Origin of the sequence: Imbroritus primus, from assembly GCF_964332355.1 — a bacterium.
Lineage (GTDB): Bacteria > Pseudomonadota > Gammaproteobacteria > Burkholderiales > Burkholderiaceae > Imbroritus > Imbroritus primus.
This window is the reverse complement of sequence record NZ_OZ201293.1, coordinates 472,594-494,815: the sequence shown is the minus strand read 5'-3', so window position 1 is coordinate 494,815 and position 22,222 is coordinate 472,594. Positions and strand designations below refer to the sequence as shown.

The following is a 22,222-nucleotide window of genomic DNA, read 5'->3' as shown; positions in this document are numbered from 1 at the left end:
GGGCCGCGGAGCGCGATAATGCGTATTCTATTGCATCCTGTCCGGACCTCCGTCATGTGCCAGCTGCTGGGCATGAACTGCGCCACCCCTACCGACATCACGTTCTCGCTGACCGGCTTTGCCGCGCGCGGCGGCGTCACCGACCACCATGCCGACGGTTTCGGCGTGGCGTTCTTCGAGGAAAAGGCCTGCCGCCTGTTCATCGATAACGCTTCTTCCGCCACTTCGCCAGTGGCAGAGCTGGTCAAACGCTACCCGATCAAGTCGAAGAATGTCATCTCGCATATCCGCAAGGCGACCCAGGGGCCGGTCCTGCTGGAGAACTGCCATCCATTCATGCGGGAACTGTGGGGCCGGCACTGGATCTTCGCCCACAACGGCGATCTCAAGACCTTCCAGCCCTTCCTCGGCGGCGTCTACCAGCCGGTCGGCGATACCGACAGCGAACTGGCGTTCTGCACCATCATGCAGGCGTTGCGCAAGCGCTTTCCCGGTTCGCAGCCGCCACTGAACGAGCTGTTCCACGCGCTGGCCGACATCACGCGGGAGATCACGCTGCACGGCGTGTTCAATTACCTGCTATGCAATGGACAGGCGCTATTCGCGCACTGCTCGACCAACCTGTACTACATCGTGCGCGAATGGCCTTTCTCGACCGCGCACCTGATCGACGCTGACATGACCATCGACTTCGCCCAGGTCACCACCGAAGACGACCGTGTCGCCGTCATTGCGACGGCGCCGCTGACCGACGACGAGGTGTGGACGCGTTTCGAACCGGGCGAGCTGCTGATGTTCCGCGACGGCAAGCTCGAGCTGCGCACCATCGTCCCGATTCCCGAATCGGTCCGCCTCGCCAATGCGGCCAATACCGCCTGTACCTGAGCATCACGTACAAACGGTTTGCATGGGCGCGCACCACGGATGCCAGCACGGGGACAGCACACCTCGGCGTGAGTTGTTGCCAGACAATAGAGCCTGCAGGGCGCCCGTCGGACCACGCGCCTGGCATGTCGATACCGTCAGACCACCCACGGCGGTACCTCGCCGACTCGCCGCAATCCCGCGACGCTGATTGCATCACACCACCTGATGCGCCGAGCCGTCCTTGCGGCAAGCCATAAAAAAGGACGCCGAAGCGTCCTTTTTATGGCTTGCCGCCGCCCCCGGTTGGAGCGGCGCCACGCGCCGGATGCCACCCGAAGGTGACGTCGCTCAATGTGCGAGGATTTTCGACAGGAACTGCCGCGCCCGCTCCGAGCGTGCACTGATATTGCCGAAGAACTCCTCTTTCTCGCAGTCTTCCACGATCGCACCCTGGTCCATGAAGATCACGCGGTTGGCGACCTTGCGTGCAAACCCCATTTCGTGGGTCACGCACATCATGGTCATGCCTTCATGCGCGAGTTCGACCATCACGTCCAGCACCTCGTTGACCATTTCCGGATCAAGCGCCGAGGTCGGCTCGTCGAACAGCATGCAGATCGGATCCATCGACAGCGCCCGGGCAATCGCCACGCGCTGCTGCTGGCCACCCGAGAGCTGGCCCGGGAATTTGTCGGCCTGCGCCTTCAGACCCACCCGCTCGAGATACTTCATGCCATGCGCGACGGCTTCTTCCTTGTTGCGCCCCAGCACCTTGACCTGAGCGATGGTCAGGTTCTCCCGGATCGACAGGTGTGGAAACAGTTCGAAGTTCTGGAAGACCATGCCCACGCGCGAACGCAGCTTCGACAGATTGGTCTTGGGGCTGCCCACCGAGGTGCCGTCGACCGTGATGTCACCTTTCTGGAACGGCTCAAGGCCATTCACCGTCTTGATCAGCGTCGACTTGCCAGAGCCGGAGGGGCCGCACACCACCACGACCTCACCTTTCTTGACGTTTGTCGTGCAATCGTTCAAGACCTGAAACGTGCCGTACCACTTGGAGACATTCTTGATTTCGATCATACAGATACCTTTTTCTGGAAACGCTTGACCAGCAGCGAAGCACTGAAGCAGATGACAAAGTACACGGCGCCCGCAAACAACAGCATTTCAACGATGCTGCCGTCCCGTTCGCCCACGCCGTAAGCCTGTCCGAAGAAATCGGCCAGCGCACTCACGTACACCAGCGAGGTATCCTGAAACAGGATGATGCCTTGCGTGAGCAGCAACGGCACCATGTTGCGGAAGGCCTGCGGCAGCACCACCAGGCGCATCGACTGGAAGTACGTCATGCCCAGCGCATTGGCCGCGGCCATCTGGCCCTTCGACACGCTCTGGATGCCCGCCCGGATGATTTCCGAGTAATAGGCAGCCTCGAACATCGAGAAGGCAATGAGCGCCGATGTCATGCGCAGATCGGTCGAAGGCGACAGATTGAGCATGCTGGTCAGGAACTGCGGAATGATGAGGAAGAACCACAGCAGCACCATCACCAGCGGAATGGAGCGGAACAGGTTCACATACCCGGTTGCGAACCACGACAGCACCTTCAGGCTGGACAGGCGCATCATCGCGAGGATCGTACCCCACACGATCCCCACCACGACGGCCGTCGCGGTGATCTTGAGCGATACCATCATGCCCTCGCCCAGCACATGCAGGGTCTCGGGCGTAATCGAACTGAAATCAAAAGCGTATGCCATGTCCGTGCCTCACTTTCCGCCGATGTAGCCCGGAACGCGCGTGCGCCCCTCGATCCACCGCATGACGAGCATCACCGTGGCGTTGATGACCAGATACAGCAACGTCACGGCAATGAATGCCTCATACGGCTGCGCGGTATAGTCCACCAGCTGGCGCCCTTGCGCCGCCAGTTCCAGCAGGCCGATCGTCGACGCAACCGCGGAATTCTTGAAGATATTCAGGAATTCCGATGTCAGCGGCGGCACGATGATGCGGTACGCCATCGGCAAAAGCACGTAGCGGTAGGTCTGCGGCAGCGTGAAACCCATCGCCAGTCCGGCGTAGCGCTGGCCGCGCGGCAGCGAATTGATACCCGAACGCACCTGCTCGCACACCCGGGCGGCGGTGAAGGTGCCGAGGCACAGCATGCCGGCCAGGAACTGCTGGGCGAACGGATTCATCTGCTTGATCGCCTCGCCGAACGGCAGCAGTTCGGGCATGACGAAATACCAGATGAAGAGCTGCACGAGCAGCGGAATATTGCGGAAAATCTCGACGTAGGTCGCCGCGATCCCGGAGATCCATCGATTGGGCATGGTACGCATCACGCCCAGGACCGAGCCGATGATGAGGGCAATGATCCAGGCCGACAGGCCGACAGTGATGGTCGTGAACAGCCCGGAGATCAGCCAGTCAAGATAGGTCTCACTACCGGAGGCGTCGGCGAAGAATACGCCCCAATTCCAGTGGTAATTCATGTTGCTTCCTCAAAAAGAAACGGAAGGACTTGCCTTCCGTTTCAGCCACGCACTTCCGGCCTGTCAGTCGAATGCCTTGTCGTTCGGATTCTTGAAGAGGGCCTTCATGTCCTCCGACAGCTTGAAGTCGAGGTTCAGGCCGCGCGGCGGAACCGGCTGCTCGAACCACTTCTTGTACATGGCATCGATTTCGCCCGACTTCATCAAGCCGGTGATGGTTGTGTCAGCAATCTTCTTGAACGGGGCATCGTCCTTGCGCAGCATGCAGCCGTAGGCTTCACGCGATTGCGGCTTGCCCACCACGACCCATTCGGCCGGGTTGCGCGCCTTGGCGCGTTCGCCATACAGCAGTGCATCATCCATCATGAACGCGGCGGCGCGGCCCGACTGGAGAGTCAGGAACGACTGGCCATGGTCCTTGGTGCTGATGATGTTCATGCCGAGCTTCTGCTCGTCATTGATCGAACGCAGCAGGCGCTCGGACGTGGTGCCCGCGGTGGTCACGACGTTCTTGCCCTTCAGGTCGGCAAAATCCTTGATGCCGCTGTCGGCCTTGGTCAGCAGACGCGTGCCGATGACGAAGATTGTGGTCGAGAAGGACACCTGCTTCTGACGCTCGAGGTTATTGGTGGTGGAGCCACACTCGATGTCGATGGTGCCGTTCTGCAGCAGCGTGATACGGTTCTGCGAGGTGATCGGAATTTCCTTGACCTGCAGGTTCGGCAGGTTCAACTGCTTCTTGATCGCCTCGACGATCTTCATGTTGATGTCGTAGGAATAACCGACCTGCCGGACGCCGCCGAGATTGTAGTTGAACGGAATCGACGACTCGCGGACGCCGAGCGTGATGACGCCGGTTTCCTTGATCTTCTGCAGCGTGCCTGTCAATTGCTGGGCATGTGCGACCCCGCTTGCGATACCTGCGGCGACCAGCAGCGTTGCCAACTTGACCAATTTCATGAAGATCTCCTTGACCAAAAAAGAAGTGAGAGACTAGCTTATATATCCCCCAGAAATCACAGTATTACGCACGGCTCCAGTGATTTCAACGGGTTTTTCCCTGAGCATTTCCTCTGCACAAGCGGGTTGACGGCAGCCGAAACCGCTGGTCCACCCGCCCGCGCCCGCCCGTCAGGGGTAGAGGCCGCGCATCTCACGCGCCTGCAGGATGCGGGTACAGGCGACGATGAATGCCGCGGTCCGCAAGGTCACATGATTGTCCTGCGCAACCTGCCAGATGGCGCGGAATGCTTCCTGCATAATGCGTACCAGGCGCTGGTTGATTTCTTCCTCGGTCCAGAAGAAGCTGGAGAAATCCTGCACCCACTCGAAATAGGACACGGTCACGCCGCCGGCATTGGCGATCACGTCCGGCGCGACGAGGATATTGCGTTCGCGCAGGATATCGTCGGCTTCGGGGGTGGTCGGGCCGTTTGCCCCTTCGATGACCATCCTGGCACGGATATGGGGCGCGTTGTCCTTCGTGATCTGTCCTTCCAGCGCAGCCGGAATGAGGAATTCGCAATCCAGTTGCCAGAACTGGTCAGCCGGCAGCGACTCGGCGCTGAAGCCCGCTACCGAACCGTTCTGCGCCACGTGCGTGATCAGTGCAGGAATATCGAGCCCGCCCGGCGCGTAGACCACGCCCTTGTGGTCCTGCACGGCAATCACGTGCGCCCCCGCGTCATGGAACAGCCGCGCGGCCACGCTGCCGACATTGCCGAAGCCCTGAACCACCACGCGCGCACCCTTGATTTCCACGCCGAGATTGCGCGCCGCTTCCGTTCCCACCACAAACACACCCCGGCCGGTGGCCTCGCGGCGTCCCAGGCTGCCACCGAGCGAAATCGGCTTGCCCGTGACTACCCCGGTCGCCGTGGAACCTGAATTCTGCGAGTAGGTGTCCATCATCCATGCCATGACCTGCTCGTTGGTATTCACGTCCGGCGCGGGAATGTCCTTGTTCGGTCCGATGATAATGTTGATTTCGCTGGTGTAGCGGCGCGTCAGCCGTTCCAGCTCCGCGCCCGACAGCAGGCGCGGATCGACCCGCACCCCGCCCTTGGCGCCGCCGTACGGTACATTGACGGCCGCGTTCTTGACCGACATCCATGCAGACAGCGCCATCACTTCGGACAGGGTGACATCCTGGTGGAAACGCACGCCGCCCTTGCCAGGGCCGCGCGAAGTATTGTGTTGGACGCGGTAGCCTTCGAAATGGGCGATGGTGCCGTTATCGAGTTCGATGGGCACATCGACGATCAGCGAGCGCTTGGGCCGCTTGAGGGTTTCCACCCAGCGGGCCAGCGAGCCGAGATAAGGCGTGACGCGGTCGACCTGTTCGAGGTAGATCCCCCAGGGTCCGAGGGCATCGGGCCGCAGGTACGACGGCAGGGCATGTTTGGGAGCAGACGAGGGAGGTTGGGAATGCGACATGGCAAGAGCTTCCTTGTGAGAAATTGCCGCCAGCATAGGGCAAGCATTTGCGCGAAATCCAATGCCGTTTTGACATTGCCCCATGCATGTCTTGCATAAGAACATGTTGGAGGCATTCTACTCCGATCTATCGTGATTGCGAGAGCGCCTGCCAGATACGGTCGACCAGCGCGCGCCGCGGGGCCTGGGTCGTCGGCCGCTCGCCCTGCCCGTCGGGATGCTGACGGTACAGGCGCAGTTCGACCTCCACCGAATAGTCGACGTCCGGCGCATGGTCGGCCCGCACCAGGCGACCCGCCAGGACCTCCTCGCGCACCGCCTTGTCCGGCAGGAAAGCCAAGCCATGCCCGGCCAGCGCCATGGCCTTCAGCGCTTCGGCCATGTCCGTTTCGTAGACTTTGTCGAGCGCCGGCCGCCGGGGCAACTCGGTAAGCACGGTGTCCACCACCCGCCCCAGGAACGCACCAGGCGCATAGGCCAGGTAAGGTACCGCGCCGTCTCCGAGCAGCCCGAACTGCGCGCGGCCCGAGGCATCGGGAATGCTGTAGGGCGCCAGCCGCTCGACCCCGAGCGGCAGCATGTCATAGCGCAGCGGATCGAGCTGCACCGGCTGGCGCGCATGGTGGTAGCACATCATCAGGTCGCACCCCCCCTCCACCAGGGTCAGAACGGCGTCGTGCACATTGAGCGCGCGTAGCCGGCACGGCAGGCGGCCGATCTGCTGCTCGATTTGGCTGAGCCAGCGCGGAAAGAATGTTAGCGACAGATTGTGCGGCACAGCAAAGTCGATCATGCTGCCCTGCCCGGACGATTGGCCGCGCAGCAGTTCGCGGGTTTCGCCGATCTGCGCCAGCATGGCCAGGGCCTGCTCGTAGAATACGTGGCCAGCTGGCGTGAGGCGAGTCGGATAGCTCGAGCGATCGATCAGCTCCGTGCCCAGCCAGGCCTCGAGGGACTGGATGCGGCGTGAAAAAGCGGGTTGCGTGACATTACGCAGGCTGGCCGAACGCGAAAAGCTCTGCGTTTCGGCCAGGCTGACGAAATCCTCGAGCCATTTGGTATCCATCCACACATTATGCAGGGGATCCCAGACGAGCTCCACAACAGGCGCGGCCGGCCCCGTCAGGCATGCGCCCGTCCACCGGGACGGACATCCGGCATCGCACCATCGCTGCCAAGGCCCATGCGCCGGACCATCCGGGGCAACCCGATGGCTGCCCCAGCCTGCATGTCAGCCGGCATCCACCGTGGCAGCAGACGCATCGCGCGCCTGGATGCGCCACATCTCCGCATACTTGCCGTTGAGCCGCATCAGGGCCTCGTGCGTACCACGCTCGACGATCCGGCCGTGGTCGAGCACGAGGATCTGGTCGGCCTGCACGACCGTCGACAGGCGGTGGGCGATGACCAGTGTCGTGCGCGTTTCGGCCAGTCGCATCAGCTCCGCCTGGATGGCCTGCTCGGTACGCGAATCCAGTGCCGAGGTCGCTTCGTCGAAGATCAGGATCGGCGGATTCTTGAGCAGCGTCCGGGCAATCGCCACGCGCTGCTTTTCGCCGCCAGACAGTTTCAGGCCACGCTCGCCCACCGGCGTGTCGTAGCCCTCCGGCAACTCGCTCACGAACTGATGGATCTGCGCCGCCTTGGCCGCCGCGATGACTTCCTCGCGCGACGCCTCGGGCCGGCCATAGGCGATGTTGTAGTAGATGCTGTCGTTGAACAGCACGGTATCCTGCGGCACGATGCCGATGGCGCCGCGCAGGCTGGCCTGCGTCACGTCGCGCAGATCCTGCCCGTCGATCAGGATCGCGCCACCGCTGACATCGTAGAAGCGGAACAGCAAGCGTGCGAGCGTGGACTTGCCGGAACCGCTGTGCCCCACCACCGCGGTGGTCGTGCCAGCCGGCACGGCGAAATCGACATCGAACAGGATCTGGCGGTTAGCCTCGTAGGAAAACTCCACATGCGAGAAGCGCACCGCGCCACCCCGGACGTGCAGAGGCTGCGCGTCGGGCCGGTCCGCCACTTCGCGCTCGGTTTCCATCAGCAGGAACATGCGGTCCATGTCGGCCAGCGACTGCTTGATCTCGCGGTAGATCACGCCCAGGAAATTGAGCGGGATGTACAGCTGGATCATCAGCGTATTGACCAGTACCAGATCGCCCAGCGTCATGCTGCCGTCGACCACGCCCTGCGTGGCGCGCCACAGGATGAGGATCAGGCCGATGGCGATGATCGTCTGCTGGCCAAAGTTGAGCAGGAACAGCGAGTTCTGCGAGCGGATCGCCGCGGTACGGTAGGTCTTGAGATTCTCGTCGTAACGGCTCGCTTCGAAGGCTTCGTTGCCGAAGTACTTCACCGTCTCGAAATTCAGCAGCGAGTCGATCGCCTTCTGGTTGGCGCGCGAATCGAGCTCGTTCATGCGGCGGCGGAAATGCATCCGCCACTCGGTCACCAGAATCGTGAATACGATGTAGCCAACCAGTGCGCCAAGCGTGATGATTGCAAACCAGATGTCATAGCGCACGACGAAAAAGCCCATCACCAGCGCGACCTCGATCAGCGTCGGCAGGATGCTGTAGAGCGAGTACGAAATCAGTGACTGGATGCCACGCGAACCGCGTTCGATATCGCGGCTCATGCCGCCCGTCTGGCGCGCCAGATGAAAGCGCAGCGACAGGCTGTGCAAATGCTCGAACACCTGCAGGGCGATGCGCCGGACCGCATTGGCGGTCACCTTGGAGAACAGCACCTCGCGCAGTTCGGTAAACAGCGAGGCGGACAGCCGCAACACGCCGTACCCCACGATCAGCGCGACCGGCACCACCAGCAGCGCGCGCGGATCGCCCGTGCTGAGGTTCATGCGGTCGATCAGCTGCTTGAGCAGGATCGGCACGCCAAGGTTGGCGACCTTGGCACCGATCAGGCAGCTCAGTGCCAGCAGGACCCGCCACTTGTACTGCCACAGGTAGGGCAGCAGGTTGCGGATGGTTTGCCAGTCGGTGTGGCTGGCCGGACGGCTGGGTTGGCCCGGCAGGCGAACAGAAGACGGAATGGGCGGATCGCCCGCGGAGGAATACCGGCGCATGGAAAGACATCCTTGAGAGACCACTATTGTCCCAGAGAACGCCCTGCCGCGCCGGCCGGTTCCCGATACAATGATGGCTAGGCCGACGGCCTGCCAGGCAGGTGGGGAAACCGCCGCGCGCATGGTCCGCTTCCCGGCCCGCCGATTGCCACCCGGCCAACCGATCTCCGCAATCCTCCCGCCATGACTGCCAACGACGCCTCGCACCAGATCGTTTCCCTGCCCGCCGGCAAGATGCCCGAACTGCGAGTGATCCCGATGCCTGCCGACGCCAACATGTACGGCGACGTATTCGGCGGCTGGATCATGGCGCAGGTCGACCTGGCCGGGTCGATCCCCGCCTTGCGGCGCGCCAGGGGACGCGTGGCCACCATCGCGGTCAACTCGTTCGTGTTCAAGAATCCGGTATTCGTCGGCGACCTGCTGAATTTCTACGCGGAGGTCATCCGCGTGGGCCGCACCTCGATCACGGTGGAAGTGGAGGTCTATGCCCAGCGCATGACCGATGCCGAGCAGACGGTCAAGGTGACCGAGGCCACGCTCACCTACGTGGCAACGGACGAGAACCGGCAGCCGCGCATGGTACCAGCGTTGCACGACGCTCCTGCCGACTGATGGCTGGCCACCGCTGAGGGGCCAGAACGCACGTCACGCCTCCTGCGGCGGAATCAGTCGAAAACGGAAAAATCCGGCACCCGCTTCTCGAAGAACGCCGCGAAGGCTTCCTTTGCCGCCGGCTCGCGCAGCATGCGACCAAACACCTCGACCTCCAGCGCAATCTGCGCTGCGATCGCGTCGGCCTGCTGCTGCTTCATCAGGCGCTTGGTGGCGCGCAGCGAGGGCGCGGGCAATCTCACCAGACGGGCCACGCGCTCGCTCACCCGTGCGTCGAGCTCTGCAGCCGGCACCACCGCATTGACCAGCCCCATGTCGAGCGCCGCCTGTGCAGTGAACGGCTCGCCGAACATCAGCAGCTCAGCCGCCTTGCGCGGGCCGACGACGGTCGCCAGCAGCGTGCTCGACGCTGCCTCGGGGCACAGCCCCAGTTGCACGAACGGCAACGAGAAACGCGCGGTGTCGCTGGCGTAGACCAGATCGCAATGCAGCAGCAGCGTGGTGCCGATGCCGACCGCCACGCCACTGACCGACGCCACCAGCGGCTTGGGGCAGGTGCTGACGGCACGCAGGAAGCGGAACACCGGCGCATCGTCGCCAAGCGGCGGGCGCTGCATGAAGTCTTCGAGATCATTGCCGGCCGTAAAGGCCTCCGCATGCCCCGCGATCACAATCACGCGCACCGCCGGATCGTGTTCCGCCTCCGCCAACGCATCGGCAAGCACTGCGTACATCTCCGCCGTAATGGCGTTCTTGCGCACGGGCCGGTCAAAGCGCAGCGTCATCACGCCGGCGGCAATCTCCACTGCAATGCTCATGGCACGCTCCGCTCTGGTGTGTTCCTGCTGCGTGTGATCACACGCGCTCGAAAATGCCGGCCGCACCCATGCCGGTACCGACGCACATCGTCACCATGCCGTACTTCAGCTGGCGGCGGCGCAGCGCGTGCACCACGGTCGCGGAGCGGATCGCACCGGTCGCGCCGAGCGGATGGCCCAGCGCAATCGCCCCGCCCATCGGGTTGACCTTGCCGGTATCGAGCTGCAGATCGTTGATCACGGCCAGCGACTGCGCGGCAAAGGCTTCGTTGAGTTCGATCCAGTCCATCTGGTCGAGCGTCATGCCGGCTGCCTTGAGCGCGGCGGGAATGGCTTCCTTCGGGCCGATGCCCATGATCTCCGGCGGCACGCCGCGCACCGCGAACGACACAAAGCGCGCCAGCGGCTGCAGGTTGAACTGCTTGAGGATCTTCTCGCTGACGACGATCAGCGCACCCGCACCATCGGACATCTGCGAACTGGTGCCGGCGGTGACGCTGCCCTTTGCCGCGAACACCGGGCGCAGCCGCGCCAGGCCCTCGAGACTTGTATCGGGGCGCGGACCTTCATCGAGCGCGATGGTGCGCGATTGGGTCTCGATCTGGCCGGTCGCCAGATTCGCGGTGCGTTCGATGGTTTCGATGGGCGTGATCTCGTCGGCGAACTCGCCCGCCTGCTGCGCGGCCAGCGCCTTCTGGTGCGACGCCAGCGCGAACGCATCCTGCGCCTCGCGGCTCACCTTCCATTGCTGCGCCACCTTCTCGGCGGTCAGGCCCATGCCATAGGCAATGCCGACGTTCTCGTCGCGCTCGAAGATCGCGGGCGACATCGACGGCGTGTTGCCCATCATTGGCACCATGCTCATCGACTCGACGCCGCCAGCGATGATCACATCGGCCTCGCCCACGCGAATGCGGTCCGCCGCCATCGCCACGGCACTCAGGCCGGAGGCACAGAAGCGGTTCACGGTAATGCCGCCGACGGTGTTCGGCAGGCCCGACAGCAGCGTGCCGATGCGCGCCACGTTGAGGCCCTGCTGCGCCTCCGGAATGGCGCAGCCGACGATGGCATCCTGGATCACCTGCGGGTCAAGATCCGGTACCTGGGCCACGGCGGCGCGCAGGATGGTGGCCAGCAGGTCGTCCGGCCGGGTATGACGGAACGCACCCTTGGGCGCCTTGCCGATGGGCGTGCGCGTGGCGGCGACGATGTAAGCGTCTTGCAGCTGTTTCATGTTCTCTCCAACCTCGGGTGACGGTGTCAGTTGCGGACCGGCTTGCCGGTCTGCAGCATGCCCATGATGCGTTCCTGTGTCTTCGACGTGCCGAGCAGTTCGACAAAGGCCTTGCGCTCCAGCGCCAGCAGCCATGCCTCGTCGACCAGCGTGCCGGCCTCGACCGCGCCGCCGCAGACCACTTCGGCAATGCGCGAAGCAATCATGAAGTCATGCTGCGAGATGAAGCCGCCGTCGCGCATATTGACCAGCGACGCCTGGATCGTGGCAATGCCCGAGCGACCCGCCACCGGAATGCCGGCGGGCTTGAGCGGCGCACGGTAACCCGCGGCGGCCAGCGCCTGCACTTCGCGCTGGGCCACGTCGAGCAGCTCATGCACATTGAACACGATGGTGTCCGATGGCAGCAGATAGCCCATGCGCTGCGCCTCGAGCGCCGAGCCCGAGATCTTGGCCATGGCCGCGTTCTGGAAACGTGCCGTGAGGAACTGCAGGTAATTGGTGCTGCCGGCCGCCTGGGCAGCCTGCGCGGCACGCACGGCGATCTCCTTCAGCCCGCCGCCGGCCGGCACGAGGCCGACGCCGACTTCGACCAGACCGATATACGTTTCCATCGCCGCCACGCGCTTGCTCGCATGCAGCAGCAATTCGCAGCCGCCGCCAAGGGCAATGCCGGATGCAGCCGCCACCACCGGCACCGCCGCATACTTGATGCGCATCATGCCGTCCTGGAAGCCCTTCACGAACGGATCGATGCCCTTGGCACCGCCCATCATGAAGGCCGGCATGGCCGCCTCCAGATTCGCGCCGGCCGAGAAGGGGCCACCCGGCGTACCGAGCTGCAGCGACGTCGGCTGCCACACCACCAGGCCGGCGTAGTCGCGCTCCGCCAGTTCCACGGCGCGCATCAGGCCGGCGATCGTATCGGGGCCGATGGTGTTCATCTTGCTCTTGAACGAGGCGATCAGCACATCGCCCCGGCCTGCGCGGTCATCGACCCACAGGCGCACTGCCTCGTCTTCATGTACCGTCTTGCCGGCACTGCGCGCATCCCGCGCGGCCGTCCCGAACAGGCTTGCACGGAAGGCCTGGCGGCCATACACCGGCAAATCCTGGCGACCCACGAAACCGCGCGCCGCCGGCGACCACGAGCCCTGCGGCGCATGCACGCCGCCCTGCTCGGCCACAGGTCCGCTGAATACCCAGTCAGGCAGCGGCGCAATGGCCAATGCCTTGCCGGTGTCGATGTCTTCCTTCACCCACTGGGCGATGTCCTTCCATCCGGCCGCCTGCCAGTCCTCGAACGGACCGGTGGTCCAGCCGAAGCCCCAGCGAATGGCGAGATCGACATCTGCTGCCGATTCGGCAATGTCCTGCAGGTACACGGCGATGTAATGGAACACATCGCGGAACACCGCCCACAGGAACTGCGCCTGCGGATTGGTGGACTCGCGCAGCAGGCGGAAGCGCTCGGCCGGCGCTTTCTTCAGCATGCGCACGACGATCTCGTCAGCCTTGCCCGCGGACGGCACATAGTTGCCCGTGGCCGGATCGAGTACCTGGATGTCCTTGCCGACCTTCTTGTAGAAACCGGCCCCGCTCTTCTGTCCGAGCGCACCGGCCTCGACCAGCCTGGCGAGCACCGGCGGCGTCGCGTACACAGGGGCGAACGGATCGTCCTTGAGGTTGTCCTGCATCGTCTTGATGACGTGGCCCATGGTATCCAGGCCCACCACGTCGGCAGTGCGGAAGGTGGCCGACTTGGCGCGGCCCAGCTTGGAACCGGTGAGGTCGTCGACCACGTCGTACGGAATGCCATACTTTGCGCTTTCCGCGAACACCGCAAGGATCGAGAAGATGCCCACGCGGTTGGCGATGAAGTTCGGCGTGTCCTTGGCGCGCACCACACCTTTGCCGACCGTGCTGGTAAGGAAGGTTTCGAGGCGGTCGAGAATCTGCGGATGCGTGCTGGCCGTGGGAATCAGTTCGACCAGGTGCATGTAGCGCGGCGGGTTGAAGAAATGCACACCGCAGAAGCGCGCCTTCAGCTCGGCGTCGAAACCGTCCGACAGTGCATTGATCGACAGGCCCGAGGTATTGGTCGCAAAAATCGCATGCGGGGCGATGTGCGGTGCGACCTTGGCATACAGGTCGTGCTTCCAGTCCATGCGCTCGGCGATGGCTTCGATGACGACATCGCACTCGCCCAGCTTCGCCAGGTCGTCCTCGTAGTTGGCCGCCTCGATCAGCGCCGCGTCGTCGGCCACGCCGAGCGGCGCGGGCGAGAGCTTGCGCAGGTTATCGATGGCGCGCAGCACGATGCCGTTCTTGGGACCTTCCTTGGCGGGCAGGTCGAACAGCACGACCGGTACCTTGGCGTTGATAAGGTGCGCGGCGATCTGCGCACCCATGACGCCAGCGCCCAGCACGGCGACTTTCTTCACGACGAAATTGCTCATGGTCTTCCCGATTGTCTCAATGTGAGTCACATCGTCCTGCCTGTGCCGGATGGCGGGCAGGACGCACAGGCATCAGAACGGATGCAAATCAGAACAGATCTGCATCCAGCGCCATCAGCGACGCCGAACCGGAACGGGCAGCACGGATCTGCATCGCGGTTTCCGGTAGCAGGCGCGCAAAATAGAAACGCGCCGTGGCCAGCTTGGCGACATAAAAAGCATCGCCCGAGGCGGATTTTTCCAGCGCGATCTTCGCCATGCGCGCCCAGAAGTAGGCGAACACCAGATGCCCGACCACGCGCAGGTACGGCACGGCGGCCGCGCCTGCCTCGTCCTGGTTCTGCATGGCCTTCATGCCGATTTCCATGGTGAGCTTGGTCACTTTTTCACCAAGATCGGCGAGCGGGTTGACGAACTCCTGCATGGCCTCGTTGGTTCCTTCTTCCTCGATGAAGTCCTGTACCAGCTTGCCGAATTTCTTCAGCTTCGCGCCCATGTCGCCGAGCACCTTGCGGCCCAGCAGGTCGAGCGACTGGATGGTGTTGGTCCCTTCGTAGATCATGTTGATGCGCGCATCGCGCACATACTGTTCCATGCCCCACTCGGCGATATAACCGTGGCCGCCGTACACCTGCATGGCTTCGTTGGTGGCGATGAAAGCATTGTCGGTCAGGAAGGCCTTGACCACCGGCGTGAGCAGGGCCACCAGATCGGCCGCTTCCTTGCGTGCAGCCTCGTCGGGGTGCGACAGCTCGATATCGATCTGCGTTGCGATCCAGTACGAGAAAGCCCGGCCGCCTTCGGCGTAGGCGCGCTGCGTCAGCAGCATGCGGCGCACGTCGGGATGGACGATGATCGGATCGGCCGGCTTGTCAGGCGCCTTCGGCCCGGTAAGCGCGCGCATCTGCAGGCGCTCCTTGGCATAGGTGACGGAATTCTGATACGCCACTTCGGTGAGGCCGAGGCCCTGCATGCCGACGCCAAGGCGGGCCGCATTCATCATCACGAACATGGCGTTGAGACCCTTGTTGGGCTCTCCCACCAGCCAGCCGCGCGCACCGTCGAGATTCATGACGCAGGTGGCGTTGCCGTGAATGCCCATTTTGTGTTCGATCGAACCGCAGGCGATGCCATTACGCTCGCCTACTGCACCATTGGCATCGGGAATGAACTTTGGCACGATGAACAGGGAGATACCCTTGGTGCCCGCCGGGGCGTCCGGCAGGCGCGCCAGCACAAGATGGAGGATGTTCTCCGCCATGTCGTGCTCGCCGCTGGAAATGAAGATCTTGGTGCCGGTCAGGCGATACGCGCCGTCGGCATCGGGCTCGGCCTTGGTACGCAGGATGCCAAGGTCGGTACCACAGTGCGGCTCGGTCAGGCACATGGTGCCGGTCCATACGCCACTGACGAGTTTTTCGAGATACAGTTTCTTCTGTTCGTCGGTGCCATGCGCGTGCAGGCATTCATAGGCACCATGCGACAGGCCAGGATACATGGTCCACGCCTGATTGGCCGAGTTCAGCATTTCATACACGGCGTTATTCACCAGCACAGGCAGGCCCTGGCCACCGTAAGCCGGATCGCAACCGAGCGCCGGCCAGCCGGCTTCGACATACTGCTGGTAGGCCTCGCGGAAACCGCTGGGCGTGGTGACCACGCCATTGCCTGCGTACTTGCAACCCTCGCGGTCGCCCACCTGGTTCAGCGGGAAGATGACTTCGCTGCAGAACTTGCCGGCTTCTTCCACCACCTGGTTGATGGTCTCGGCGTCGATCTCGGCATGCGGCGGCAGCGTCTTGAGCGTTCCCTCCACATCCAGAAGTTCATGCAGGACGAACTGCATGTCTCGCAACGGTGCGGAATATTGGCCCATCGATCACTCCTCCAGAATCAATGTTGAGTCAGCCGCCGCACCGCGCCACGCGTCAAATGCGGTACGACTCGATCAGTTTGTGCAACGCCGCCATCGCCAGTTCGGCGCTACGCGGCAAACGCAGGAAACGCGCGTCGTGATGCAGGCTTAATTCAATACCATACATCTCGAACAACATCATTTCAGGATCGGCATCCGCACGCAGATGCCCCTCCTCCTTCGCCTGGTTGATCGCCCGCGTCAGCGCCGTGCGCCAGATGGTGACGATCTTCACCAGTTCCTGCCGTACCGGACTTTCCGGACGGTCATCGTATTCCACCGCGCCGCTGATGAAAATGCATCCGGTCGAGACTTCGCGGATACGTTTCTCCATCCAGCGTCGCGCAAAACCGAGCAGTCTCGGCAGTCCCCGCGGCTCGGTGAGGCTCGGGAAAAACACTTCCTGCTCGAAGCGGCGGCGATATTCGTGCACCACTTCCACCTGCAGGTCCTCACGCGATCCAAAGTGCGCGAAGACACCGCTCTTGCTCATCTGCATGCGCTCGGCCAGCAGACCGATCGTCAGCCCTTCCAGGCCGTTGCGCGAGGCCAGATCCAGCGCTGTGTCGAGGATCGCTGCGCGCGTCAGTTCACCCTTGCGCATGGGGGCGGAAGCCGTTACGGCTACCGCGGCGTCCGGCCGGGCGGTTTGGGTTGTCATCATTTCTCTCCGTTCTTTCCGGGCCTCGCCGGCATGCAGGCATGGCACTCAAAGGCATGCCGCACTGCCGTCTGGCCCGTGTCGTTTCAGTCTAGCGCAGAATCGAACGGTCGTTCAGATTATTGGCGGGGACCTCGCCTGCGGGCAAGACAATTATTAGAAAGCCATTTCTAAAGTCAGCATGCTGATGCGCCGCCATACGCGCACGCAATCGCAGCATCAATGCCTCACATCACCGTCTCCACCGGAACATCCACTGCCCGCGACCCACATGAATGGAACCGGGCTCAATAACGGCCCGCATGGCCGCTAATCATGACGCCGGCGCTGACCAATCCATACGCCAGCCAGTCGAGTGCGCGCCGCCAGCGCGGACGTCGGTCATGCAGTTCGCGCTCCACCGCCACACTGCGCGCGGTCATCGCCAGTTCGAGTGCGTCACGCAAGGAGGCGCTGAAGGCATCGTCCCACACCACCAGGTTCGCCTCGCGCGCCAGCAGCAGGCTGAAGGGATCGATATTGCTCGAGCCGACCGTGGCCCAGACCTCGTCGACCACGGCAACCTTGGCGTGCAAGAAGCTGTCGGTATATTCATAGATCTCCACACCGGCATTGAGCAGCTGGCCATACAGCGCCTGCGTGGCATGGTGCTGCAGCCGGTATTCGACCTGTCCCTGCAACAGCAGGCGCACTCGTACGCCGCGTCGCCGACAGGCCAGCAAGGCCCGACGAAAACGCAGGCCTGGCAGGAAATAGGCATTGGCAATGATCACGTCGTGCCGGGCATTGCCCAGGGCGACGAGATATTCGCGCTCGATAGCGCGGCGGTTGCGCACGTTGTCGCGTAATACCAGGGCGGCGCGTACACCCTCATGGATGGACAGTGTGCCGGCCGCGACCTCGGGCTGCGCATCCGTAGCCGCAACAGCGTGAGCGCCTGAGCCCGACGGTGGCGCCGGGGCACGCTCCACCCGACCCGCGCCGCTGAAGCGCGTCCACAGCACGCGCATCGTTTCCACGATCTGGGCCACGATCGGCCCTTCGACGCGTACGGCAAAATCGTAGCGCGGACCATAGCCCGAATCCTGCAGCGGCGCGTGGTTCAGGTCGTCGATGATATTGATGCCACCGACAAAGCCGAGACGGTCGTCGATCACGGCCAGCTTGCGATGCAGGCGGCGCAGGTAGCGGCGGCGTGGCACCCACCAGCGTACCGGCCGGAACACACGGTAGTGCACGCCGGCCTCGCGGAAGGCGCTGATCACCTCCGGCGGCGGCTCGCCGGTACCGATGCCATCGACCACCACATACACTTCCACGCCACGCCGGGCCGCCTCCACCAGCGCGCGCGTCACGCATTCGCCGGACGCATCGTGCGTATAGATATACGTCTCCATACGCACACTGCGCGTCGCGGCATCGATGGCTTCGCACAACGCGGGGAAATAGAATTCGCCACAGCACAGCAGGTCGACGCGGTTACCGGCTACCGCGCGATTGCGTCGCCACGCCCTGCGCAGCGCGCGGATCGGGCGTTTCAGTGGAGACCGCATCGGCATCAGGGACAGGGCCGCGCCAACACGGGATCAGGACGCGCTGGCCAGCTCGGCCATGAGAGGCACATGGTCGGAGCGCAAGGCCCAGTCGCGGCCACGCAAGGCCTGCGCACTGCGGACATCAAAGCCGCGCACGTAGATCCGGTCCAACTGCCACACTGGCAAGTGGCTGGGAAACGTACACAGCGTGCCCTCGCAGACATGGGCCACTTCCACCGCGCCCAGCGCCGAACAGATGCGGTCATCGAGGCGATTGTTCCAGTCGTTGAAATCACCCGCGATGATGAGTGGCGCATCGGCCGGCACCACCGACTTCACCCGGCGGATCAGCGCATCCGCCTGGCGCTGGCGGCTACGCGCAAACAGCCCGAAGTGCACGCACATCAGATGCGCCTCCACGCCTTCGACGTCGATCATCGCGTGCAGCAGCCCGCGCTGCTCGAAACGGTGATCGGAGATATCGAGGTTCTCGGACATCAGGATGGGATAGCGCGACAGGATCGCATTGCCATGATGGCCGTGGTCATACACGGCGTTCTGCCCGTACACGGAGTGCGGATAGGCATCGGTCGCCAGATAGTTGAGCTGGGTATGATCTGCGTCGAAGATCGCGGCAGCCACCAGGCGATCGTTGCGGTCCTGCACTTCCTGCAGGAACACCAGATCGGCATCCATGGCATGCAGCCCCTGGCGCACGACGTCGATACGCGAACGACGTGCCAGGCCAGTGACGCCTTTGTGGATGTTATAGGTGGCGACGGTGAGTTTCATGCCGGGTCGACTGCCATGCGGGTTCGTTCGTTCAGGCGTGGGAGTTCAGGCTGGAGTCCGTGGCGCACGCCCGCCGCGGCAATTGCAGGATAGCCTCCCCGTTGCTACGCGAGAAGCAGCGCTCCGCCGCAGCCTCGTAAGGCAGCCAGAGCGATTGCAGATGCTCGCGCGGCGCGAGTGTGACCGCGCAACGCTGCGGCACGCACAAGCCGAACCAGTGCTCGGTATTGCGCGTGACACCCGGCGCATAACGGTGCCGCCATTGGGGATAGATTTCGTACTCGATGTGATGGCCCCAGTCCGACAGTACGCCATCGCGCAGCGTCAGGCCGGTTTCCTCGCCGACTTCGCGCCATGCCGTCTCCCGCAGCGGCTCGTCCAGCAGGTCGCGGCTACCGGTCACCGATTGCCAGAATCCCGGATGGTCAGCCCGCTCCAGCAGCAGCACATCGAGCGCTGGCGTGTGGATGACAACGAGTACGGATTCCGGAATTTTGTAGGCCATGCCGATAGCTTACCGCATTCGGATACGCACTGGCTGCAACCCTACGGGGCGACCCGGATGGCCGCCGGATCCACGGCCCCATCTGCCTGTGCAGCGCGGCTACTGTTCCCGGGTCCGTCAGCCAGCCCGCCGGCCAGCCACTCGGCCGATTCACCATGCCCCCAGGCGGCGCGCAGACGGGCCACCAGGGGAATGGCTGCGGACTCGTACGCCTGGGTCGCGGCATCGGCTGCCCGCTGTAGCGCCGCGGCAAGCGCCGCTGCTTCTTGTTGCAGGCGAGTCTGGCGCTCAAGTGCCGCGGCCTCGCGCGACCCGAGCGCGTTGTACTCCTGGATGAGCAGGCGCTGCAGGTCGGCCTGGTCATCACGTCCGTTGGCCTGCTCGAAACGGGCCGTAATCGCGGCACTGGCCTGGCGCGCCTGGCGCAATTCTTCGCCAGCCTCACGGCAGACATCGTCGGCCTTCTGAGCGGCACGGCGTTGCGCCGCCAGTTCACGCGCATGGTGGTCGTACACACGCTGCGCTTCCAGCACTGCCTGGACCGTGTGCTGTGGCGCCACGACCAGCAGGGGATCGGCAACACCGGAGACCGGCACACGCGTCAGCGCCTCTTCCGGCAGACGCACATTACCGAGATCGCCAAGACGCCGCAAACGCGCATCGACCGCGGCAATGGTCTGCAGCCCCAATTGCCGCAGCAGCTCAGCCCGCTGCCCGGTACTGTCACCCTGCTTCGGCAAAACAGGCTCGGCCGCAAGCGAACCGAGGGCCGGCTCATGCATTGCCGGCACATGCCCGCCGCGCGCCGCCGCTGCGATCTCGGGCACGCAGGCGGCCACCGTGGTCGCCACCGATTCCGACATAGCGCGTGCTGCCTTGCGGCTCAGCAGGACAAACTGCACACGCGCCAGAATGATCACCACCAGTCCCGCCCCCAGCCATGCCAGCAAGCTGTCCGCATGCGCCGTGATCCATGCGCTGATCCATTGATAGTCGATGTTCACCGGCCTCTCCCTTGCCTGTTATTCGGACATTAAGAAAAGACTTCGCACAACAGGCGTTCGTTCCAAACCGTAACATTTGGCTACACGTTATGGCTCAACCTGCTGGATCTTCAACGCATGTCCGAGGGGAAGCAACCTCTGCCACAAAGCGCCGCATCGCGATGCCGCCACGAATGTAGTACGGAATCACCCCAAGCCGGGACGCGCCAGCGCCTGTCCATGCCGACGTAATCGCTTGTCTGCATACATGCGCTCGTCCGCATGGCAAAGCGCCCGGTCAGGGTCGAGATCGTCAGGATTCAATATCACACCACCCACGCTGGCACCCGCATAGGCGACTACGTGGTCACCCAGCACAAACTCGCCAATCGTGGTGCCGAGCAAACGCTGCCGGCACGCCTGCAAGGCCGCGCGTGCCTCGCTGTGCTCGATGCATGGCCCCTCGGCTGCAGCCGCTGCCGTGAAGCGCGGCCCCAGGCCGACCACCGCGAACTCGTCGCCGCCAATACGCGCCAGCATGTCCGTTTGCCGCACGGCCGCCTGCAGGCGCTGACCGATCTCGCGCAAGAACAGGTCGCCACACTGATGGCCGTAGGTATCATTGATCTGCTTGAAGTGATCCAGGTCGATCATCACGACCAGCACGCTGCGGCACTCCGCGCGGGCACGCATGATCAGCTGCGACAGCGTTTCGAACAAAGCACGGCGGTTCGGCAAGCCGGTCAACGTGTCGGTCATCGCATGATGCGCAAGTTGCCGGTTGGCGGCTTGCAGATGGTCCAGCAGTAACTCGCGCTCAAGGAAGTTGCCGACCAGCGTCGAAAACAGTCTCAGCAATTTCACGGCACGCTCATCCACGCTGCGCCGGTCGGCACTGGCGCCACACAGCGTACCGAGCAGCGCGCCGGACACCGACCGCACCGGTGTGCTGAGATAGGTCTGGATGCCCAGTTGCCTGGCCGCATCGGAATCACCCCAGCACGCAGCCACATGATCGGTAAACATGCGCTCCTCGTCGAGCGCACGCTTGCACAGCGTATCTTCCCACGGCACGGTCAGCCCTTCCGGAATCGTCATGTCCCCGGTATTGCGGGCGAAACGCACATGCTGCACATTGCGGTCGAGATCAATCGAAGTGAGATAGGTCGATTCGAGACCGGTCACCTCGCTCAGCATCTCCAGCAATGGACGGGTCAGTTCTTCGGTCGACCGGGCGGCGGCATACGACTCCGACAGCCGGTTCAGAAGCGGATCCAAAACAGAATTCTCCAATACACAGTACGAGTACTGGAGCAGTATGCCAGAGCGTTCCGGCGACGGGATCATCCGCGATCAGCCCGGCACCACGCAAGGCCGCAGTATACTTTCGCTCTTTGATGGCCTTGGCCAAGCACCACGAGGACGACACATGAGCACTTTACCTCCCTGCCCGAAATGCCATTCCGAGTTGACGTATGAAGATGGGAGCCTCTACGTCTGCCCGGAGTGCGCGCATGAATGGTCGGCACAGGCTGCCGATCCGACAGAGACAGCAGGCAAGGTGTATCGCGATTCAGCCGGAAACGTATTGGAGGATGGGGATACTGTCACCGTCATCAAGGACCTGAAGCTGAAGGGGTCGGCTGGCGTCATCAAGATGGGCACCAAGGTCAAGAATATCCGGCTGGTCGACAGCGATCACGATATCGATTGCAAGATTGACGGCTTTGGCTCCATGAGCCTGAAATCCGAATTCGTGAAGAAGGTGTGACGAAGGGGCGTGGCACATGTACTGCCCGAAAGGGGAAACACG

At 63.3% G+C, this 22,222-nt stretch carries 20 protein-coding genes; 3 read left to right on the top strand and 17 right to left on the bottom strand.

What is annotated here, in order from left to right:
• Positions 1-54: 54 nt before the first annotated feature.
• Positions 55-885, top strand: a complete 831-nt coding sequence (locus ACQ3C8_RS02225) for a class II glutamine amidotransferase (protein WP_037030305.1) — start codon at positions 55-57, stop codon at positions 883-885.
• 330 nt (positions 886-1,215) lie between these two features.
• Here the strand turns inward: ACQ3C8_RS02225 and ACQ3C8_RS02220 are convergent, their stop codons facing one another.
• The 7 genes from ACQ3C8_RS02220 to ACQ3C8_RS02190 all read right to left on the bottom strand — a co-directional run bounded on the left by ACQ3C8_RS02220 (position 1,216) and on the right by ACQ3C8_RS02190 (position 8,892).
• Positions 1,216-1,950 (bottom strand): amino acid ABC transporter ATP-binding protein, encoded by a 735-nt coding sequence (locus tag ACQ3C8_RS02220; RefSeq protein ID WP_009522998.1) that lies wholly within the window; start codon positions 1,948-1,950, stop codon positions 1,216-1,218.
• A complete protein-coding gene (gltK, locus tag ACQ3C8_RS02215) occupies positions 1,947-2,630 on the bottom strand; it encodes a glutamate/aspartate ABC transporter permease GltK (RefSeq protein ID WP_009522997.1) in 684 nt (227 codons plus the stop codon). Before gltK ends, ACQ3C8_RS02220 begins: the two co-directional genes overlap by 4 nt.
• A gap of 9 nt (positions 2,631-2,639) precedes the next feature.
• Entirely contained in the window at positions 2,640-3,368 is a 729-nt protein-coding gene (locus tag ACQ3C8_RS02210) for an amino acid ABC transporter permease (protein WP_009522996.1), read from the bottom strand.
• A gap of 63 nt (positions 3,369-3,431) precedes the next feature.
• Positions 3,432-4,328 (bottom strand): glutamate/aspartate ABC transporter substrate-binding protein, encoded by an 897-nt coding sequence (locus ACQ3C8_RS02205; protein ID WP_428852305.1) that lies wholly within the window; start codon positions 4,326-4,328, stop codon positions 3,432-3,434.
• A gap of 171 nt (positions 4,329-4,499) precedes the next feature.
• Positions 4,500-5,804: a Glu/Leu/Phe/Val family dehydrogenase gene (locus ACQ3C8_RS02200; RefSeq protein WP_009522994.1), complete on the bottom strand. Its 1,305-nt coding sequence runs from the start codon at positions 5,802-5,804 to the stop codon at positions 4,500-4,502.
• Between the two features lie 127 nt (positions 5,805-5,931).
• Complete coding sequence (locus ACQ3C8_RS02195; protein WP_428852304.1) at positions 5,932-6,870, bottom strand: LysR family transcriptional regulator; 939 nt, start codon at positions 6,868-6,870, stop codon at positions 5,932-5,934.
• Between the two features lie 165 nt (positions 6,871-7,035).
• A complete protein-coding gene (locus ACQ3C8_RS02190) occupies positions 7,036-8,892 on the bottom strand; it encodes an ABCB family ABC transporter ATP-binding protein/permease (RefSeq protein ID WP_428852303.1) in 1,857 nt (618 codons plus the stop codon).
• A 183-nt stretch (positions 8,893-9,075) separates the two neighbouring features.
• On the opposite strand from ACQ3C8_RS02190, the gene ACQ3C8_RS02185 reads away from it, so the two are divergent.
• Positions 9,076-9,507, top strand: a complete 432-nt coding sequence (locus ACQ3C8_RS02185) for an acyl-CoA thioesterase (protein ID WP_428852302.1) — start codon at positions 9,076-9,078, stop codon at positions 9,505-9,507.
• 53 nt (positions 9,508-9,560) lie between these two features.
• Here the strand turns inward: ACQ3C8_RS02185 and ACQ3C8_RS02180 are convergent, their stop codons facing one another.
• The 10 genes from ACQ3C8_RS02180 to ACQ3C8_RS02135 all read right to left on the bottom strand — a co-directional run bounded on the left by ACQ3C8_RS02180 (position 9,561) and on the right by ACQ3C8_RS02135 (position 21,687).
• Positions 9,561-10,325, bottom strand: coding sequence for an enoyl-CoA hydratase (locus tag ACQ3C8_RS02180; RefSeq protein WP_428852301.1), 765 nt, complete (start codon positions 10,323-10,325; stop codon positions 9,561-9,563).
• Positions 10,326-10,362: 37 nt separating this feature from the next.
• Entirely contained in the window at positions 10,363-11,559 is a 1,197-nt protein-coding gene (locus ACQ3C8_RS02175) for an acetyl-CoA C-acyltransferase (RefSeq protein ID WP_428852300.1), read from the bottom strand.
• Positions 11,560-11,585: 26 nt separating this feature from the next.
• Positions 11,586-14,018, bottom strand: a complete 2,433-nt coding sequence (locus tag ACQ3C8_RS02170; RefSeq protein WP_428852299.1) for a 3-hydroxyacyl-CoA dehydrogenase NAD-binding domain-containing protein — start codon at positions 14,016-14,018, stop codon at positions 11,586-11,588.
• An 88-nt stretch (positions 14,019-14,106) separates the two neighbouring features.
• Positions 14,107-15,894 carry an acyl-CoA dehydrogenase C-terminal domain-containing protein gene (locus ACQ3C8_RS02165; RefSeq protein ID WP_428852298.1) on the bottom strand — a complete coding sequence of 596 codons (1,788 nt, stop codon included), beginning with the start codon at positions 15,892-15,894 and terminating at the stop codon, positions 14,107-14,109.
• A gap of 52 nt (positions 15,895-15,946) precedes the next feature.
• Positions 15,947-16,537 (bottom strand): TetR/AcrR family transcriptional regulator, encoded by a 591-nt coding sequence (locus ACQ3C8_RS02160; protein ID WP_428853016.1) that lies wholly within the window; start codon positions 16,535-16,537, stop codon positions 15,947-15,949.
• Positions 16,538-16,881: 344 nt separating this feature from the next.
• On the bottom strand, positions 16,882-18,153 hold the full coding sequence (gene clsB / locus ACQ3C8_RS02155; protein ID WP_428852297.1) for a cardiolipin synthase ClsB: 1,272 nt from the start codon (positions 18,151-18,153) through the stop codon (positions 16,882-16,884).
• Between the two features lie 27 nt (positions 18,154-18,180).
• Positions 18,181-18,921 (bottom strand): endonuclease/exonuclease/phosphatase family protein, encoded by a 741-nt coding sequence (locus ACQ3C8_RS02150; RefSeq protein WP_009522984.1) that lies wholly within the window; start codon positions 18,919-18,921, stop codon positions 18,181-18,183.
• A gap of 31 nt (positions 18,922-18,952) precedes the next feature.
• A complete protein-coding gene (nudB, locus tag ACQ3C8_RS02145) occupies positions 18,953-19,426 on the bottom strand; it encodes a dihydroneopterin triphosphate diphosphatase (RefSeq protein ID WP_428852296.1) in 474 nt (157 codons plus the stop codon).
• Between the two features lie 41 nt (positions 19,427-19,467).
• On the bottom strand, positions 19,468-20,430 hold the full coding sequence (locus ACQ3C8_RS02140) for a hypothetical protein (RefSeq protein WP_428852295.1): 963 nt from the start codon (positions 20,428-20,430) through the stop codon (positions 19,468-19,470).
• Positions 20,431-20,616: 186 nt separating this feature from the next.
• On the bottom strand, positions 20,617-21,687 hold the full coding sequence (locus tag ACQ3C8_RS02135; protein ID WP_428852294.1) for a sensor domain-containing diguanylate cyclase: 1,071 nt from the start codon (positions 21,685-21,687) through the stop codon (positions 20,617-20,619).
• 151 nt (positions 21,688-21,838) lie between these two features.
• Here ACQ3C8_RS02135 and ACQ3C8_RS02130 point away from each other — a divergent pair, with 151 nt between their 5' ends.
• Positions 21,839-22,180, top strand: a complete 342-nt coding sequence (locus ACQ3C8_RS02130) for a zinc ribbon domain-containing protein YjdM (RefSeq protein WP_428853015.1) — start codon at positions 21,839-21,841, stop codon at positions 22,178-22,180.
• Positions 22,181-22,222 lie beyond the last annotated feature (42 nt).

Coding starts and splice junctions, on each gene's coding strand:
- ACQ3C8_RS02225 (WP_037030305.1), top strand. CDS start 55: ATGTGCCAGCTGCTGGGCATGAACTGCGCCACCCCTACCGACATCACG.
- ACQ3C8_RS02220 (WP_009522998.1), bottom strand. CDS start 1,950: ATGATCGAAATCAAGAATGTCTCCAAGTGGTACGGCACGTTTCAGGTC.
- gltK (WP_009522997.1), bottom strand. CDS start 2,630: ATGGCATACGCTTTTGATTTCAGTTCGATTACGCCCGAGACCCTGCAT.
- ACQ3C8_RS02210 (WP_009522996.1), bottom strand. CDS start 3,368: ATGAATTACCACTGGAATTGGGGCGTATTCTTCGCCGACGCCTCCGGT.
- ACQ3C8_RS02205 (WP_428852305.1), bottom strand. CDS start 4,328: ATGAAATTGGTCAAGTTGGCAACGCTGCTGGTCGCCGCAGGTATCGCA.
- ACQ3C8_RS02200 (WP_009522994.1), bottom strand. CDS start 5,804: ATGTCGCATTCCCAACCTCCCTCGTCTGCTCCCAAACATGCCCTGCCG.
- ACQ3C8_RS02195 (WP_428852304.1), bottom strand. CDS start 6,870: ATGGATACCAAATGGCTCGAGGATTTCGTCAGCCTGGCCGAAACGCAG.
- ACQ3C8_RS02190 (WP_428852303.1), bottom strand. CDS start 8,892: ATGCGCCGGTATTCCTCCGCGGGCGATCCGCCCATTCCGTCTTCTGTT.
- ACQ3C8_RS02185 (WP_428852302.1), top strand. CDS start 9,076: ATGACTGCCAACGACGCCTCGCACCAGATCGTTTCCCTGCCCGCCGGC.
- ACQ3C8_RS02180 (WP_428852301.1), bottom strand. CDS start 10,325: ATGAGCATTGCAGTGGAGATTGCCGCCGGCGTGATGACGCTGCGCTTT.
- ACQ3C8_RS02175 (WP_428852300.1), bottom strand. CDS start 11,559: ATGAAACAGCTGCAAGACGCTTACATCGTCGCCGCCACGCGCACGCCC.
- ACQ3C8_RS02170 (WP_428852299.1), bottom strand. CDS start 14,018: ATGAGCAATTTCGTCGTGAAGAAAGTCGCCGTGCTGGGCGCTGGCGTC.
- ACQ3C8_RS02165 (WP_428852298.1), bottom strand. CDS start 15,894: ATGGGCCAATATTCCGCACCGTTGCGAGACATGCAGTTCGTCCTGCAT.
- ACQ3C8_RS02160 (WP_428853016.1), bottom strand. CDS start 16,537: ATGCGCAAGGGTGAACTGACGCGCGCAGCGATCCTCGACACAGCGCTG.
- clsB (WP_428852297.1), bottom strand. CDS start 18,153: ATGCCGATGCGGTCTCCACTGAAACGCCCGATCCGCGCGCTGCGCAGG.
- ACQ3C8_RS02150 (WP_009522984.1), bottom strand. CDS start 18,921: ATGAAACTCACCGTCGCCACCTATAACATCCACAAAGGCGTCACTGGC.
- nudB (WP_428852296.1), bottom strand. CDS start 19,426: ATGGCCTACAAAATTCCGGAATCCGTACTCGTTGTCATCCACACGCCA.
- ACQ3C8_RS02130 (WP_428853015.1), top strand. CDS start 21,839: ATGAGCACTTTACCTCCCTGCCCGAAATGCCATTCCGAGTTGACGTAT.